This window comes from Delftia lacustris (assembly GCF_040267515.1).
Classification (GTDB): Bacteria; Pseudomonadota; Gammaproteobacteria; order Burkholderiales; family Burkholderiaceae_C; genus Comamonas; species Comamonas tsuruhatensis.
The window spans coordinates 1,818,656-1,832,859 of record NZ_CP141274.1 but is presented as its reverse complement, the minus strand read 5'-3'; the positions used below and the strand labels follow the sequence as shown (position 1 = coordinate 1,832,859).

Below are 14,204 nucleotides of genomic sequence, written 5' to 3'. Positions count from 1 at the left end.
AGGAACCAATTGACTGCTGCACAACATACTCCCTCGATTGTAGAAAGCGCCCGGCCGCAGGATGCGGAAACTGCGGGCCATCGCTGGATATGGGGCAGCGAGGAAGACACGCAGCGGTTTGCGCAGCAGCTCGCGGACCATCCGGCGCTGCGCAATGCCTACGTCACGCTGCACGGCGACCTGGGCGCCGGCAAGACCACGCTGGTGCGGCACTGGCTGCGCGCACTGGGCGTGCAGGGCCGCATCAAAAGCCCCACCTATGCCGTGGTGGAGCCGCACGAGGCGCCGGGCCTGTCCATCTGGCATTTCGACTTCTACCGCTTCGACGATCCGCGCGAGTGGGAGGATGCAGGATTTCGCGATATTTTCGCCAGCCCCGGTCTCAAGCTGGCAGAATGGCCCGAAAAGGCCGCAGCGCTTACGCCTGCGGCAGATATAGCTATTCATATCGAAGCAATCGACGAGACGCAGCGCCAGGTGAGCCTGATCGCCGGCACGCCCGTCGGACGCGCCGTGATCGAAGCACTCAAGGCATGAGCGACGCCCAATCCTTCTCCTATCCGTCCGGCCTGTCGCGCCGCAACCTGCTGCAGGCGGGCTCCATCGTGCTGCTGCTGGGCCGCCAGCACATTGCGCACGGCGCCACCATCGTGGCCGTGCGCGTCTGGCCTGCGCCAGAGTACACGCGCGTGACCATCGAGTCCGACCGGCCGCTGGCTGCCAAGCAGTTCTTCGTGGACCAGCCGCCTCGGCTGGCCGTGGACATTGAAGGCATCGACCTCAATCCCGCGCTGCGCGAGCTGGTCGCCAAGGTGCGCTCCGACGACCCCAACATCGCATCCATCCGCGTGGGCCAGAACTCGCCCAGCGTGGTGCGCCTGGTGATCGATCTCAAGCAGCCCGCCAAGCCCCAGGTCTTCACCCTGCAGCCGGTGGCGGCCTACAAGCACCGGCTGGTGTTCGACCTGTACCCGGCCAAGGCCGTGGACCCGCTGGAGGCGCTGATCAGCGAGCGTCTGCGTGATGCCTCCGGCGACGACACCGCCGTGGCGGCGGCACCTCCACCACCTCCTGCACCCGCAATGCCCCGCCCCCCAGGCGCCGCGGCGCCGGCCCCCGACCCCCTGGGCGACCTGATCGCCCAGCACAGCGGCGGCCCGGGCGGCAAGACGCCTGCGCCGCCGCCTGCCGTGATCGCGCAGGCGCCGGCTCCCGCGGCTGCGCCGCGTCCTCCTGCCCCAGCGCCTGCGCCCGTTCCGGCCCCTGCCCCCATTGCCGCGCCCAACATCGCCACCTCGCGCCAGACCGACCGCATCATCATCGTGGCGCTGGACCCGGGCCACGGCGGCGAGGACCCCGGCGCCACCGGCCCCAGCGGCACGCGCGAGAAGGATGTGGTGCTCAAGATCGCTCACCTGCTGCGCGACCGCATCAACAACACCCGCATCGGCGGCAGCCCCATGCGCGCCTTCATGACGCGCGACGCCGACTTCTTCGTGCCGCTGGCCACCCGCGTCGAGAAAGCCCGGCGCGTTCAGGCCGACCTTTTCATCAGCATCCATGCCGATGCCTTCACCACGCCAGCTGCGCGTGGCGCCAGCGTCTTTGCGCTCAGCGACAAGGGCGCCTCCAGCACGGCCGCGCGCTGGCTGGCCAACAAGGAAAACCAGTCCGACCTCGTGGGCGGGCTGAACATGGGCTCGCAGGACCAGCACGTGCAGCGCATGCTGCTGGACATGAGCACCACGGCCCAGATCAAGGACAGCCTCAAGCTCGGCGGCGCCCTGCTGGGCGAGATCGGCAACATGGCCAAGCTGCACAAGCCGCGCGTGGAGCAGGCCGGCTTTGCCGTGCTCAAGGCGCCCGACATCCCCAGCGTGCTGGTGGAGACCGCCTTCATCAGCAACCCCGAGGAAGAAGCCCGGCTGCGCAGCAGCGCCTACCAGGTGCAGCTGGCCGACGCGCTGATGCGCGGCATCCGCAACTACTTCGCGCACAACCCGCCGCTGGCCCGCAGCCGCTCCGTCTGAGCCGCGAGGGTTGCCAGGCACGGCGGCATGCCGTCCGCCGCCGCTGTCGGACAGGCAGGACCGGACGCTTCCAAACCGCCCGGCCCCAGCTCGGGCAACTCTCCTACCACGGCCGCAGGCCGTGAATGAGAGCATGCCAACATGTTCCACACAATGCTTGCGCCACCATCCATCCGCCGAAGCAACGCAGGCCACGACAGGAGATGAACATGAAGACACGCCTTTATTCCATTGCCGCCGCTGCCGCCATTGCCTTGTTCTCTGCCGGCTGTTCCACCAACCCCAGCAACGCCCAGATCGGTACCGGCGTCGGCGCCGTGGCCGGTGGTGTGGTGGGTGACGCACTGTTCGGCAGCACGCTGGGCACCGTGGGCGGCGCAGCCGCCGGCGCACTCATCGGCAACGAGGTGGGCAAGCGCAACGACCGCCGCTGACCCCTGCCGCCGCCGTTCGGCCACTGAACGAAAAAGCCCCTTGCGCCATCACGGCGCAAGGGGCTTTTTGCTGTGCGCTGAAGGCTCAGGAAGCCGTCTTGGGCGCGCGGCCCGCGCGCCATGCGCCGAAGATGGCGATCAGGCCCGGCACCAGGATCAGGCCCCAGATGATCTTCTCCAGGTTCTCGCGCACCCAGGGCAGGTTGCCGAAGAAATAGCCGGCGGCGCTGATGCCGAACACCCAGACAATGGCTCCGCCCACGTTGAAGGCCGTGAACTTGCCCCGGTCCATGGCAGCCACACCGGCCACGAAGGGGGCAAAGGTGCGGATGAACGGCATGAAGCGCGCCAGCACGATGGTGATGCCGCCGTAGCGCTCGTAGAACGCATGGGCCTGGTCGAAGGCACGCCGGTTGAACCAGCGCGAATCCTCCCACTGGAACACCTTGGGCCCTATGTAGCGGCCTATGGTGTAGTTGCACTGGTCGCCCAGCACGGCCGCCACCAGCAGCACGGTGCAGGCGATCGAATAGTCCATCAGCCCCACGCCGCACAGCGCGCCGACGATGAACAGCAGCGAGTCGCCGGGCAGAAAGGGCATGACCACCACGCCCGTCTCCACGAAGACGATGAGAAACAGCAGCGCGTACACCCAGGGTCCATAGGCCACGACGAAGGCCTCCAGGTGCTTGTCTATGTGCAGGATGAAGTCGATCAGGAACTGAATGATTTCCAAAAGAAGGTCCTCCGCGGCGGGCGCCGCACCGGCCCGTACTGTACTTCGCCGGCATGCCCCCACAGCCGAGCCAGAGCCAATCGCACCGCCGCGCACACCGGCGCTTGCATGGAACTACAAATGCTTGGAATCGCGCCTGTTTTGTTACACAACTTGATAAAACTCTACGAAAAACTCACGAGTGCGTCAGCTTTTTGCAGGCAAAGTCCTTGCATGCCGTCGGCACCGCCGGCCCGGCCTCACCACCATCATCAGGACAAAAGGAAGCAAGCCATGAACAAGACCCTTCGCACCTTCGAGCGCATGACTGAACGCAAGTCGGGCACCACCATGGGCCGCAGCCTGGCCGTCGCCGCCCTTGTGGCCGGCGCACTGGCCCTGGGCGGCTGCGCCCACCGTCCCAACAACGCGCAGCTGGGCACGGGCGTGGGTGCCGTGGCCGGTGGCGTGCTGGGCAGTGCCCTGTTCGGCACCACGCTGGGAACCGTGGGCGGCGCGGCCGCCGGTGCGCTGGTCGGCAACCAGATGGGCAGCAACAGCGACCGCGCCGGCCGCCGCCGCTGAGGCCGCGCGGCCCCGTCCGCTCTCATCAAAGAGTGCCCCCGGCTCTGGCCTTTGTGGCCGGGGACGCCTCTTGGAGCCGCCTGTGCGGCTCCTTTTTTTGCGCGTGCCCAAGGCACTCCGACCCCATTCCCACAGGCACCAAGCGGTGGATGCGAGCCCCTAGAATTGCCCTGTGAACGCATCCACCCCCTCCCCCGACACCCTTCCCCGCCGCCCCATCCGCGACCTGCCCGACGAGCTGATCAGCCAGATCGCGGCCGGCGAAGTCGTCGAGCGTCCTGCATCGGTGGTGCGCGAACTCGTGGACAACGCCCTGGATGCCGGTGCCCGCCAGATCAACGTGCGGCTGCTGGCCGGCGGCGTGCGGCTGATCTCGGTGGAGGACGACGGCGGCGGCATCCCGCGCGATGAGCTGCCCGTGGCATTGCGCCGCCATGCCACCAGCAAGATCACCGATCTGCACGACCTGGAGACCGTGGCCACCATGGGCTTTCGCGGCGAGGCGCTGGCGGCCATCTGCTCGGTGTCGGAGGCGTCCATTCTCTCGCGCCCTGCGGGCCAGGACTCGGCCTATCTGCTCGACGCGCGCAGCGGCGAGCTGCGCCCCGCCGCCCGCAACCAGGGCACGACGGTCGAGGTCAAGGAGCTGTTCTTCTCCACGCCGGCCCGCCGCAAATTCCTCAAGAGCGATGCCACGGAGCTGGCCCACTGCATCGAGTCCGTGCGCCGCCATGCCCTGGCCCGGCCCGACGTGGGCTTTGCCATCTGGCACGAAGGCAAGCTGGTCGAGCAGTGGCGTGCCGCCGGCAGCATGTCGGACGAAGCCCTTGCGCGCCGCCTGGGCGATGTGCTGGGCGACGCCTTCGTGCAGAACTCCGTGACCGTGGAGCACTGGTCGGGCGCCGTCCATGTCACGGGCCGCGCGGGCATTCCCGATGCGGCGCGCTCCCGGCCCGACCACCAGTTCTGCTACGTCAATGGCCGCTTCGTGCGCGACAAGGTGCTGACCCACGCCTCGCGCAGCGCCTACGAGGATGTGCTGCACGGCCACAAGCAGCCCGTGTATGCGCTGTATGTGGAGATCGACCCCGCGCGCGTGGACGTGAACGTGCACCCCACCAAGATCGAAGTGCGCTTTCGCGACAGCCGCGAGGTGCACCAGGCCGTGCGCCACGCCATAGAGAACGCGCTGGCCGCACCGCGTGCCGCCGCAGCAGCCGCTGCGGCTGCCGAAGAGGCCGCGCGCACGCCCGAGCTTGCGCCCGCCGCTGCGGCAGCGCCGGCCACGGCGCCCAAGGCATCCATGCCCGCCTGGCCCCAGGCCCGCATGAGCTTTGGCGATGAGCAAGGCGGCCACAAGGTCAGCAATATGGCGGGGCTGTGGGCCCCCATGCGCGAGGCCGCAGCCGCAACGGTTGAAAGTCCGGCCCAGGCCTTGGCCGCCGAGCAGCCAGCCGTGCTCGCTGTACCCGCTGTGCCCACTGCTGCCCTGGCCCCCGTCAGCTACGCGCCCCCGGCTTACGCGCCGGCCGTCCAGTCCCCGACTGTTGCCGTTGCCGAGCCTGCTCCTGCGGATTTCTCTGCGCCCCGCACATCATCCGCAGCGGCCACGGCAGCGTCCGACGAGCCCGTCTGGCCCCTGGGCCGCGCCGTCGCCCAGATCCACGGCGTCTACATCCTGGCCGAGAATGCCCAGGGCATGGTCGTGGTGGACATGCATGCGGCGCACGAGCGCATCGTCTACGAGCAGCTCAAGAATGCCGTCAATGCGGCAGAACAGATCCCCAGCCAGCCGCTGCTGATTCCCGCCACCTTCGCCGCCACGCCCGAGGAAGTGGCCACGGCCGAGGCCCATGGCGACACGCTGCAGGCGCTGGGCATGGAAGTCTCGCCCTTCTCTCCCAAGACGCTGGCCGTGCGTGCCGTGCCCGCCACCCTGGCCCAGGGCGATGCCGTTGAGCTGGCGCGCAGCGTGCTGGCCGAGCTGGCCCAGCACGACGCCAGCACCGTGGTGCAGCGCGCGCGCAATGAGATCCTGGCCACCATGGCCTGCCACGGCGCCGTGCGCGCCAACCGCCGCCTGACGCTGGACGAGATGAACGCCCTGCTGCGCCAGATGGAAGTCACCGAACGCTCCGACCAATGCAACCACGGCCGCCCCACCTGGCGGCAGATGAGCATGAAGGAGCTGGACGCGCTGTTCCTGCGCGGCCGGTAAACCGCCCCGGCGACACTCAGTCGCGCATTTTTGCGAAGGCCGCGAGCTGCTCGTACTTGCGGTCTTCCTCGGCGATCAGGCGCGCCAGGTCCTCGCGGCCCGTGGCCGGCACCATGCCGGCATCTTCCAGGCGCTTGCGCACGGCGGGCTCGGCCAGCGCCTCCTGCAGCGCAGCGGTGATGCGCTGGGCCGTGTCCGCAGGCAGGGCGCGCGGCGCCATCAGCGCAAACCAGCCCACCAATTCATAGCCGCGCAGCGGCGCCAGCTCGGCCATGGCCGGAACCTGGGGCAAGGCGGACAGGCGCTGCGCGCTGGTGACCGCCAGCGGCACGATGCGCCCACTCTGCAGGAACGGTTGCGCCGCCGTGGGCGAGAGCACGGCCAGGTCCAGGCTGCCGCCCGCCAGGTCGCTGGTCAGCGGCGCCACGCCGCGGTAGGGCACATGGGCGATGGAGATGCCCGCGCGCTGGTTGAGCAGCTCTCCCGCGAAATGCAGGGTCGATCCGACGCCCGAGCTGCCGTAGCTGAGCTTGCCGGGCTGGCGCTTCGCCAGCTCCAGCAGCTCGGCCAGGGTCTTCACGCCCAGGCCGGGGCGTGCGGCCAGGATCAGCGGGCTGGTGGCCACCAGGCCCAGCGGCGTGAAATCGCGGCGGCCGTCGTAGCGCTGCGCGGGGTTGACGATGCGCGTGGCCACCAGCTCGTTGCTGGCCCCCACCAGCAGCGTGTAGCCATCGGCCGGTGCCGAGGCCACGCGCTGGGCCGCAATGGCGCCGGCCGCCCCGCCCACGTTGTCCACCACCACCGTGCCGCGCAGCCGCGCGGCCAGCCCATCCCCCACCACGCGCGCCGCCAGGTCCACCGATCCACCGGCCGGGTATCCGACGACCAGCTTCAAGGGCTTGGCAGGAAAGCTGCCCTGAGCAGCGGCCGGCAGGACCAGCCCCAGCGCGGCCGCGCCCAGGAGGCTGCGGCGGCTCAGGACCTGGCGGGCCTCGGAGAAGAGAGGAAATGCAGTGCGCATGGTGGCAATCGCAGTTGAAGTCGTGAAAGGAATCCGGTGCGGGCGCGGCGTCTCAGGCGGCGGACAGAAAGCGCCGGGCCAGCTTCACCCAGTAGGTGGCGGCCAGCGGCAGGATGCGGTCGTTGAAGTCGTAGCCGGGGTTGTGGACCATGCAGCCGCCCGTGCCATGGGTGTCGCCCACGCCGTTGCCCACGATCAGGTAGCTGCCCGGGCATTGTTCGAGCATGAAGGAGAAGTCCTCGCTGCCCGTCAGCGGCTGCAGGTCGGGGATCAGCGCCTGCTCGCCCAGCCAGTCGCGCGCCACCTCGCGGGCGAAGGCCGTGCCGGCCGCATCGTTGACCAGGGCCGGATAGCGCCAGCGGTAGTCCACCACGGCCTCGGCCCCCAGCGTGGCGGCCTGGGCATGGGCCAGCGCGGTGATGCGTTCGCGCAGCAGGGTACGCACCTCGGGCCGGTAGGCGCGCACGGACAGGCGCAGCTCCACCTCGCCGGGGATGACATTCGGTGCATCGCCGCCATGGATGGCGCCCACGCTGACCACGGCCATGTCGCGCGGATCGACATTGCGCGAGACCACGGTCTGCAGCGCCAGCACCAGGTGGGCCGCCGCCACCACCGGGTCGGCCGACAGGTGGGGCGCCGAGCCATGGCCGCCCTTGCCGCGCACGGTGATGATCACCGTGTCCGACGAGGCCATGAACGAGCCCTCGCGAAAGCCGAACTGCCCCTCGGCAAAGCCCGGCATGTTGTGCAGCGCAAAGATGGCATCGCAGGGGAAGCGCTCGAACAGGCCGTCCTCCACCATCTTGCGGCCGCCGCCCAGGCCCTCCTCGGCCGGCTGGAAGATCAAGTGCAGCGTGCCGTCGAAGCCGCGTGCCTGGGCCAGCTCCCGCGCGGCGGCCAGCAGGATGGCGGTATGGCCGTCGTGCCCGCAGGCATGCATGCGGCCCGCATGGCGGCTGGCGTAGGGCAGGCCGGTCTGCTCGTGGATGGGCAGCGCATCCATGTCGGCGCGCAGGCCCAGCCGGCGCGTGCCCGTACCGCAGCGCAGCGTGCCGACCACGCCCGTGCCTCCCAGCCCTCGATGCACTTCATAGCCCCAGGAGGCCAGGCGCTCGGCCACCAAGTCGCTGGTGGCGAACTCCTCGAAGGCCAGTTCGGGATGGGCATGCAGGTGATGGCGCAGGGCCACCATCTCGGCCTGCGTGGCACGAATGCCGGCAAGCACCGGATCGGCGGCTTCGGCCGTGGTGGAAACGGGCGGGTCAATGTTCATGCCCGCAGTCTAGGAAGCGTGGGCAGCGGGCGGAAGACCGCCAGCGCCTGCCCTGCCAGGCATTGCCTGTCATCCCCCGGCATGCGCCGATCACAGCAATGGCAGGGATGGCGGCCATGGCACGAAACCTGCAAGATCGGCCCATGCATTCCCAGCCCCACCTCGATGCCGGTCCCGCCATGAAGCTGCACCAGATGCGCTACCTCGTCGCCGTGGCCGGCTGCGGCAGCGTGCGCGCCGCGTCACGCGCGCTGGGCATCACCCAGTCGGCCATCACCCAGGCCCTGCGCGAGCTGGAGGAAGGCCACCGCCTTGCGCTGTTCGAGCGCCAGAGTAGCGGCATCGTCCTCACGCCGGCCGGGCGCACGCTGCTGCGCCATGCCCAGCTGATCACCGGGCAGATGGCCCAGGCCGAGGATGAAATGGCCCGCCTGCGCGACACCTGCGCCGTGGCGCGCCTGTCCGTGGGCGTGACGCCCTGGGTGGGCCAGAGCCTGCTGCCCCATGTGCTGCGCGCCTTCCGCGCCGAACTGCCCCAGGTGCGGCTGGAGCTGTTCGAGGGCCTGTCGGCCGTGGCCCATCCGCGCCTGCGCGAAGGCACGCTGGACCTGCTGATCGGCCGCGTGCCCTCGGGCCCCTCGGGCGGCGACCTGCACGGCACGCCGCTGTTCCGCTACGACGCCACCGTCGTGGCCCGCACGGGCCATCCGCTGGCAGGCGCCCGCTCGCTGGCAGAGCTGATGGACTGCGACTGGCTGCTCAACTACACGCCGCCTGAAGAAGACGACCTGGTGCGGCGCCTGTTCCTGCGCCACGGCCTGCCCGTGCCAGTGGGCCACATCCACCTGGTGCATTCGGCATCGCTGCTGCTGCACCTGATCGCGCACAGCGACATGCTCTCGTTCTGCCCCTGGCCGCTGATCGAATCGGGCGTGCCCCAGGGCACCCTGGTGCCGCTGTCCCTGCGCGAGCAGTTCGAGCCCCACACGGTGGGCGTGGTCCAGCGCGGCCACGGCCCCCTGCCCTGGGTGGCCGAGCGCTTCGTGCACCACCTCATGGAGCAGGTCCACGCCTGCCGCCACAGCCCGGACCCGGTGCTGCAGCGCGTGTTCCGCTCCATCGACGTGCTGGCCTGAGGGTGCCTCAGCGCAACGTGGCCTGGGCCACCGGCACGTTCGCCGATTCACCGGCCGGCACGTCAGCCGGCACATCCCAGCCCCCGCCCAGCGCGCGGATCAGGCCCACGGCTGCCTGGTACTGCGCGGACTTCACCTGCAGCGCCTGGCGGCGGTTGCGCAGTTCGCTGCGGCGGGCATCCAGCAGGTCCAGCTGGCTGACGTAGCCATTGCGGTAGCGCGTGTCCGAAAGGCTGGTGGCACGCTGGGCGGCCACCACGGCCTGGCCCTGCACGGTGGACTGCTCCTGCAGGATGCGGATGGACGACAGCTGGTCCTCCACCTCCTGGAAGGCCACCAGCGCCTGCTGGCGGTAGGCGGCCAGCGCGGCATCGAGCTGCGCGCCTGCGGCCTGCACGCCGGCCTCGCGCCGGCCGCCGTCGAACAGCGGCAGCGACAGCAAGGCGCCCACGCCCCAGGAGCGCATGGACCACTTGAACAGGTCACCGACCTCGGGCGAGGCGTGGCCGGCCGCGCCGGTCAGCGAGATGCTGGGGAACCATGCCGTCTTCGCCACGCCCACGCGCGACTGCGCGGCGAACACGGCGCGCTGCGCAGCCGAGATGTCGGGCCGGCGCATGAGCACCGTGGCCGGCACTCCGGCGGGAATAGAAGGCAGTGCCGTGGTCCAGGCGCCTTCGCCCAGGCCGAAGCGCGAGGCCGAGTCGCCCACCAGCACGGCCAGCGCATGCTCGACCTGGGCGCGCTGGCGGTCCAGTGCCAGCGCATCCGATTCGGTGGCCGACAGCTCGGCCTGGATGCGGGCCACGTCCAGCTCGGCAATGTCGCCGGCCTGCAGCCTTCGCTCCGACAGGCGCAGCGTGTCGCGGTAGGCCTCCACGGTCTCGCGCATCAGGGCGCGCTCGGCGTCCAGTGCGCGCAGCTGCAGATAGGTCTGTGCGACCTCGGCCTGCACGGCCAGCCGCGTGCTTTGCAGCAGGGCCTCGCGGCCCTCGGCGTCCAGCCGCGATGCGTCGGCCGCCTGGGAAATGCGGCCGAACAGATCGACCTCGTACGACAGGTTCAGCCCCGCATTGACCAGGGTGGCAGGCCGCGTGCCCGAGGCCTTGTCCAGCCCCGCGCCGCGCGTGGCCCCTGCGCCCAGGCCCAGTTGGGGCAGGCGCTCGGCATTGGCGCTGCGCGCCAGGGCGCGGGCCTCGGCCAGGCGTGCGGCCGCGGCCTGGATGCTCTGGTTGTCCAGCGTGGCCTTGTCCAACAGCGCGTCCAGCGCCGGGTCGGCAAAGGCCAGCCACCATTGGCCGCGTGCCTGGGCTTCGGCGGGCAGGGCCTGGGTCCAGCCCGCCTGCGGCGCGGCGCCCTGCTCCTTGAAGGCGGGGGCGGCCGGCAGCTCGGGCAGGCTCTGGGACACGCTGGCGCAGCCGGCCAGGGCCAGCGCCGCCACCAGGGGCAGCAGACGCCTGGACAGTTTCGAAAGCGATGGGATCTTCATGATCGGTTCCTGTTCTTGTGGTGTGGGCTCATTCATGCTCGCCACGCGCGGCAGAGGGCATGGGCAGCGCGCCGCCACCCGAGGCATGGCCGTGGGCGGGTGCCTGTGCAGGGGCCTCTTCCTCCATCTCGGGCCCATGCTGCTTGAGCGGCCGGTTGCCTGCCAGGCGGCGCATCAGCACGTAGAACACGGGCGTCAGGAACAGGCCGAAGGCCGTCACCCCGATCATTCCCGAGAACACGGCCACGCCCATGGCACGGCGCATTTCCGAGCCAGCGCCCGTGGACAGCACCAGGGGCAGCACGCCCATAACGAAGGCCAGCGAGGTCATCAGGATGGGGCGCAGGCGCAGCCGGCTGGCCTCGATGGCGGCCTGTATGGGCGTGCGCCCCTCGAACTCCAGCTCCCGTGCGAACTCCACGATCAGGATGGCGTTCTTCGCACTCAGCCCCACCAGCACGATGAGCCCGATCTGCGTGAAGACATTGCTGTCGCCGCCCGACAGCCAGACGCCGGTCATGGCCGCCAGCAGGCCCATGGGAACGATCAGGATGATGGCAATCGGCAGGGTCAGGCTCTCGTACTGCGCGGCCAGCACCAGGAACACCAGCAGGATGGCCAGCGGGAACACCAGCACCGCCGAATTGCCGGCCAGGATCTCCTGGTAGGTCAGGTCGGTCCATTCGAAATCGATGCCCTTGGGCAGGGTCTCGGCCGCGATGCGCTTGATGGCGTCCTGTGCCTGGCCCGAAGAGAAGCCGGGTGCGGCACCGCCGTTGATGTCGGCCGTGAGGTAGCCGTTGTAGCGCATGGCGCGCTCGGGACCGAAGCTGGAATCCACCTTCATCAGCGCCGACAGCGGAATCATCTCGCCCGAGCTGGAGCGCACCTTGAGCATGCCCACGTCCTCGGCACGCGCGCGGTAGGGCGCGTCGGCCTGCACGCGGACGCTGTAGGTGCGGCCGAACTTGTTGAAGTCGTTCGCATACAGGCTGCCCAGGTAGATCTGCATGGTGTCGAAGATGTCCGTCACCGGCACGCCAAGCTGGCGCGCCTTGGTGCGGTCGATGTCGGCATACAGCTGGGGCACGTTGACCTGCCAGCTGGTGAACATGCCGGTCAGCTCGGGCGTCTGGTAAGCCTTGGCCATGAAGGCCTTCACGGCCGCGTCCATCTGGTCATAGCCCAGGGAGGCGCGGTCTTCCAGCTGCAGCTTGAAGCCGCCCGTCGTGCCCAGGCCCGCCACGGGTGGCGGCGGGAACATGACGATGAAGGCGTCCTGGATGCCTGCGAAGGCCTGGTTCAGTTGGCCGGCCACGGCACCGCCGCTCTGGTCGGCGCGCTTGCGCTCGTCAAAGGGCTTGAGCGTGGCGAAGACGATGCCCGAGTTGGAGCTGTTGGTGAAGCCGTTGATGGACAGGCCCGGGAAGGCGATGGTGTCCTCCACGTTGGGGTTGTCCTTCATGATCTCGCCCATGCGGCGGATCACCTCGTCCGTGCGGTCCAGCGTGGCGCCGTCGGGCAACTGGGCAAAGCCGATCAGGTACTGCTTGTCCTGCGCGGGCACGAAGCCCGAAGGCACGGCCTTGAACAGGCCGAAGGTCACGGCGATCAGCGCCAGGTAGATGGCCAGCATCAGCGCCTTGCGCGAGATCACGCGGCCCACGCCGCCGCTGTAGGCCTCGGAGCCCCGGTGGAACATGCGGTTGAAGCCGCGGAACAGCCAGCCGAAGGCCCGGTCCATGCCGCGCGTCAGCGCGTCCTTGGGCGCATCGTGGCCGCGCAGCAGCAGGGCCGCCAGCGCGGGCGACAGCGTCAGCGAGTTGATGGCCGAGATCACCGTGGAGATGGCGATGGTCACCGCGAACTGCTTGTAGAACTGGCCCGTGAGGCCGCTGATGAAGGCCAGCGGCACGAACACCGCCACCAGCACCAGGGCGATGGCGATGATGGGCCCGGACACTTCGCGCATGGCGCGGTAGGTGGCGTTGCGCGGCGTGAGACCGGCCTCGATGTTGCGCTCCACGTTCTCGACCACGACGATGGCGTCATCCACCACGATGCCGATGGCCAGCACCAGGCCAAACAGGCTCAGCGCGTTGATGGAAAAGCCCAGCAGATGCAGCACGGCGAAGGTGCCGATGACCGACACCGGCACGGCCAGCAGCGGGATGATGGAGGCGCGCCAGGTCTGCAGGAATAGGATCACCACCAGCACCACGAGCACGATGGCCTCCAGCAGCGTGTGCACCACCGATTCGATGGAGGCGCGCACGAACTGCGTGGGGTCGTAGGCGATGCGGTACTCCAGGCCCTCGGGCATGTTCTTGTTCAGGGCCTCCATGGTCTTGCGCACGTTGGCCGAGATCTCCAGCGCATTGGAGCCCGGCGCCTGGAACACGCCCATGCCCACGGCCGGGTCGTTGTTCAGCAGCGAGCGCAGCGAATAGTCGGCCGCGCCCATCTCCAGGCGGCCGATGTCGCGCAGGCGGGTCACGGCGCCGTCGGAGCCGCTCTTGACGATGATGTCGCCGAAGTCTTCCTCGCTTTGCAGGCGGCCCTGGGCGTTGATGGACAGTTGCATGTCCACGCCCGGCAGCCCCGGCGATGCGCCGACCACGCCGGCCGCAGCCTGCACATTCTGGCCGCGGATGGCAGTCACCACATCGCTGGCCGACAGGCCGCGCTGCGCCACCTTCTGCGGGTCCAGCCACACGCGCATGGCGTAGTCGCCGCCGCCGAAGATCTGGATCTGGCCCACGCCCTCGATGCGCGCCAGCGGGTCCTTCACGTTCAGCACCGCGTAGTTGCGCAGGTAGTTGATGTCGTAGCGCTGGTTGGGCGAGACCAGGTGCACCACCATGGTCAGGTCGGGTGCGCTCTTGACCGTGGTGATGCCCAGGCGGCGCACCTCTTCCGGCAGGCGCGGCTCGGCCTGCGAGACGCGGTTTTGCACCATCTGCTGCGCCTTGTCGGGGTCGGTGCCCAGGCGGAAGGTGACGGTCAGCGTCATCACGCCGTCGCTGGTGGCCTGGCTGCCCATGTAGAGCATGCCTTCGACGCCGTTGATCTGCTCTTCCAGCGGCGTGGCCACGGTCTCGGCGATCACCTTGGGATTGGCGCCCGGGTACTGGGCGCGCACCACCACGGACGGCGGCGCGACCTCGGGGTATTCCGAGATCGGCAGCCCGCCCATGGCGATCAGGCCGGCGATCAGCATCAGCAGCGAAAGCACGCCTGCGAAGATCGGCCGGTCAATGAAGAATTTGGATAGGTTCATGGTGTTTGGCTCCGCCACGG

At 69.5% G+C, this 14,204-nt stretch carries 11 protein-coding genes; 6 read left to right on the top strand and 5 right to left on the bottom strand.

Annotation, left to right across the window (positions count from 1 at the left end):
• Positions 1 to 9 precede the first annotated feature (9 nt).
• From tsaE to U6958_RS09720, 3 genes are all read left to right on the top strand, one after another.
• Positions 10 to 537, top strand: coding sequence for a tRNA (adenosine(37)-N6)-threonylcarbamoyltransferase complex ATPase subunit type 1 TsaE (tsaE, locus tag U6958_RS09730; protein ID WP_016447663.1), 528 nt, complete (start codon positions 10 to 12; stop codon positions 535 to 537).
• Positions 534 to 2,030 (top strand): N-acetylmuramoyl-L-alanine amidase, encoded by a 1,497-nt coding sequence (locus U6958_RS09725; RefSeq protein ID WP_016447664.1) that lies wholly within the window; start codon positions 534 to 536, stop codon positions 2,028 to 2,030. The genes tsaE and U6958_RS09725 overlap by 4 nt, the downstream gene beginning before the upstream one ends.
• A 209-nt stretch (positions 2,031 to 2,239) precedes the next feature.
• On the top strand, positions 2,240 to 2,464 hold the full coding sequence (locus U6958_RS09720; protein ID WP_016447665.1) for a glycine zipper domain-containing protein: 225 nt from the start codon (positions 2,240 to 2,242) through the stop codon (positions 2,462 to 2,464).
• Between the two features lie 85 nt (positions 2,465 to 2,549).
• Here U6958_RS09720 and U6958_RS09715 read toward each other — a convergent pair whose 3' ends face one another.
• Positions 2,550 to 3,200, bottom strand: a complete 651-nt coding sequence (locus tag U6958_RS09715) for a DedA family protein (RefSeq protein ID WP_016447666.1) — start codon at positions 3,198 to 3,200, stop codon at positions 2,550 to 2,552.
• A gap of 273 nt (positions 3,201 to 3,473) precedes the next feature.
• Between U6958_RS09715 and U6958_RS09710 the strand changes: the two genes are divergently transcribed.
• Both U6958_RS09710 and mutL read left to right on the top strand, forming a co-directional pair.
• On the top strand, positions 3,474 to 3,764 hold the full coding sequence (locus U6958_RS09710; protein ID WP_016451238.1) for a glycine zipper 2TM domain-containing protein: 291 nt from the start codon (positions 3,474 to 3,476) through the stop codon (positions 3,762 to 3,764).
• A gap of 172 nt (positions 3,765 to 3,936) precedes the next feature.
• Complete coding sequence (gene mutL / locus U6958_RS09705) at positions 3,937 to 5,982, top strand: DNA mismatch repair endonuclease MutL (RefSeq protein WP_074921004.1); 2,046 nt, start codon at positions 3,937 to 3,939, stop codon at positions 5,980 to 5,982.
• 16 nt (positions 5,983 to 5,998) lie between these two features.
• On the opposite strand, the gene U6958_RS09700 is transcribed toward mutL, so the two are convergent.
• Together U6958_RS09700 and U6958_RS09695 are read right to left on the bottom strand one after the other, a co-directional pair.
• Positions 5,999 to 7,003: a tripartite tricarboxylate transporter substrate binding protein gene (locus U6958_RS09700; RefSeq protein WP_074921005.1), complete on the bottom strand. Its 1,005-nt coding sequence runs from the start codon at positions 7,001 to 7,003 to the stop codon at positions 5,999 to 6,001.
• Between the two features lie 52 nt (positions 7,004 to 7,055).
• On the bottom strand, positions 7,056 to 8,279 hold the full coding sequence (locus U6958_RS09695) for a M20 aminoacylase family protein (protein ID WP_074921006.1): 1,224 nt from the start codon (positions 8,277 to 8,279) through the stop codon (positions 7,056 to 7,058).
• 116 nt (positions 8,280 to 8,395) lie between these two features.
• On the opposite strand from U6958_RS09695, the gene U6958_RS09690 reads away from it, so the two are divergent.
• Complete coding sequence (locus U6958_RS09690; protein WP_074921123.1) at positions 8,396 to 9,415, top strand: LysR family transcriptional regulator; 1,020 nt, start codon at positions 8,396 to 8,398, stop codon at positions 9,413 to 9,415.
• A 7-nt stretch (positions 9,416 to 9,422) separates the two neighbouring features.
• On the opposite strand, the gene U6958_RS09685 is transcribed toward U6958_RS09690, so the two are convergent.
• Positions 9,423 to 10,904 (bottom strand): efflux transporter outer membrane subunit, encoded by a 1,482-nt coding sequence (locus tag U6958_RS09685; protein WP_074921007.1) that lies wholly within the window; start codon positions 10,902 to 10,904, stop codon positions 9,423 to 9,425.
• Positions 10,905 to 10,932: 28 nt separating this feature from the next.
• Positions 10,933 to 14,184 carry an efflux RND transporter permease subunit gene (locus tag U6958_RS09680; protein ID WP_074921008.1) on the bottom strand — a complete coding sequence of 1,084 codons (3,252 nt, stop codon included), beginning with the start codon at positions 14,182 to 14,184 and terminating at the stop codon, positions 10,933 to 10,935.
• Positions 14,185 to 14,204 lie beyond the last annotated feature (20 nt).

What these genes read in the sequence shown, in the direction of transcription:
- U6958_RS09725 (WP_016447664.1), top strand. Translation starts at nt 534, where the DNA reads ATGAGCGACGCCCAATCCTTCTCCTATCCGTCCGGCCTGTCGCGCCGC.
- U6958_RS09690 (WP_074921123.1), top strand. Translation starts at nt 8,396, where the DNA reads ATGGCACGAAACCTGCAAGATCGGCCCATGCATTCCCAGCCCCACCTC.
- U6958_RS09700 (WP_074921005.1), bottom strand. Translation starts at nt 7,003, where the DNA reads ATGCGCACTGCATTTCCTCTCTTCTCCGAGGCCCGCCAGGTCCTGAGC.
- U6958_RS09710 (WP_016451238.1), top strand. Translation starts at nt 3,474, where the DNA reads ATGAACAAGACCCTTCGCACCTTCGAGCGCATGACTGAACGCAAGTCG.
- U6958_RS09720 (WP_016447665.1), top strand. Translation starts at nt 2,240, where the DNA reads ATGAAGACACGCCTTTATTCCATTGCCGCCGCTGCCGCCATTGCCTTG.
- U6958_RS09680 (WP_074921008.1), bottom strand. Translation starts at nt 14,184, where the DNA reads ATGAACCTATCCAAATTCTTCATTGACCGGCCGATCTTCGCAGGCGTG.
- U6958_RS09695 (WP_074921006.1), bottom strand. Translation starts at nt 8,279, where the DNA reads ATGAACATTGACCCGCCCGTTTCCACCACGGCCGAAGCCGCCGATCCG.
- U6958_RS09685 (WP_074921007.1), bottom strand. Translation starts at nt 10,904, where the DNA reads ATGAAGATCCCATCGCTTTCGAAACTGTCCAGGCGTCTGCTGCCCCTG.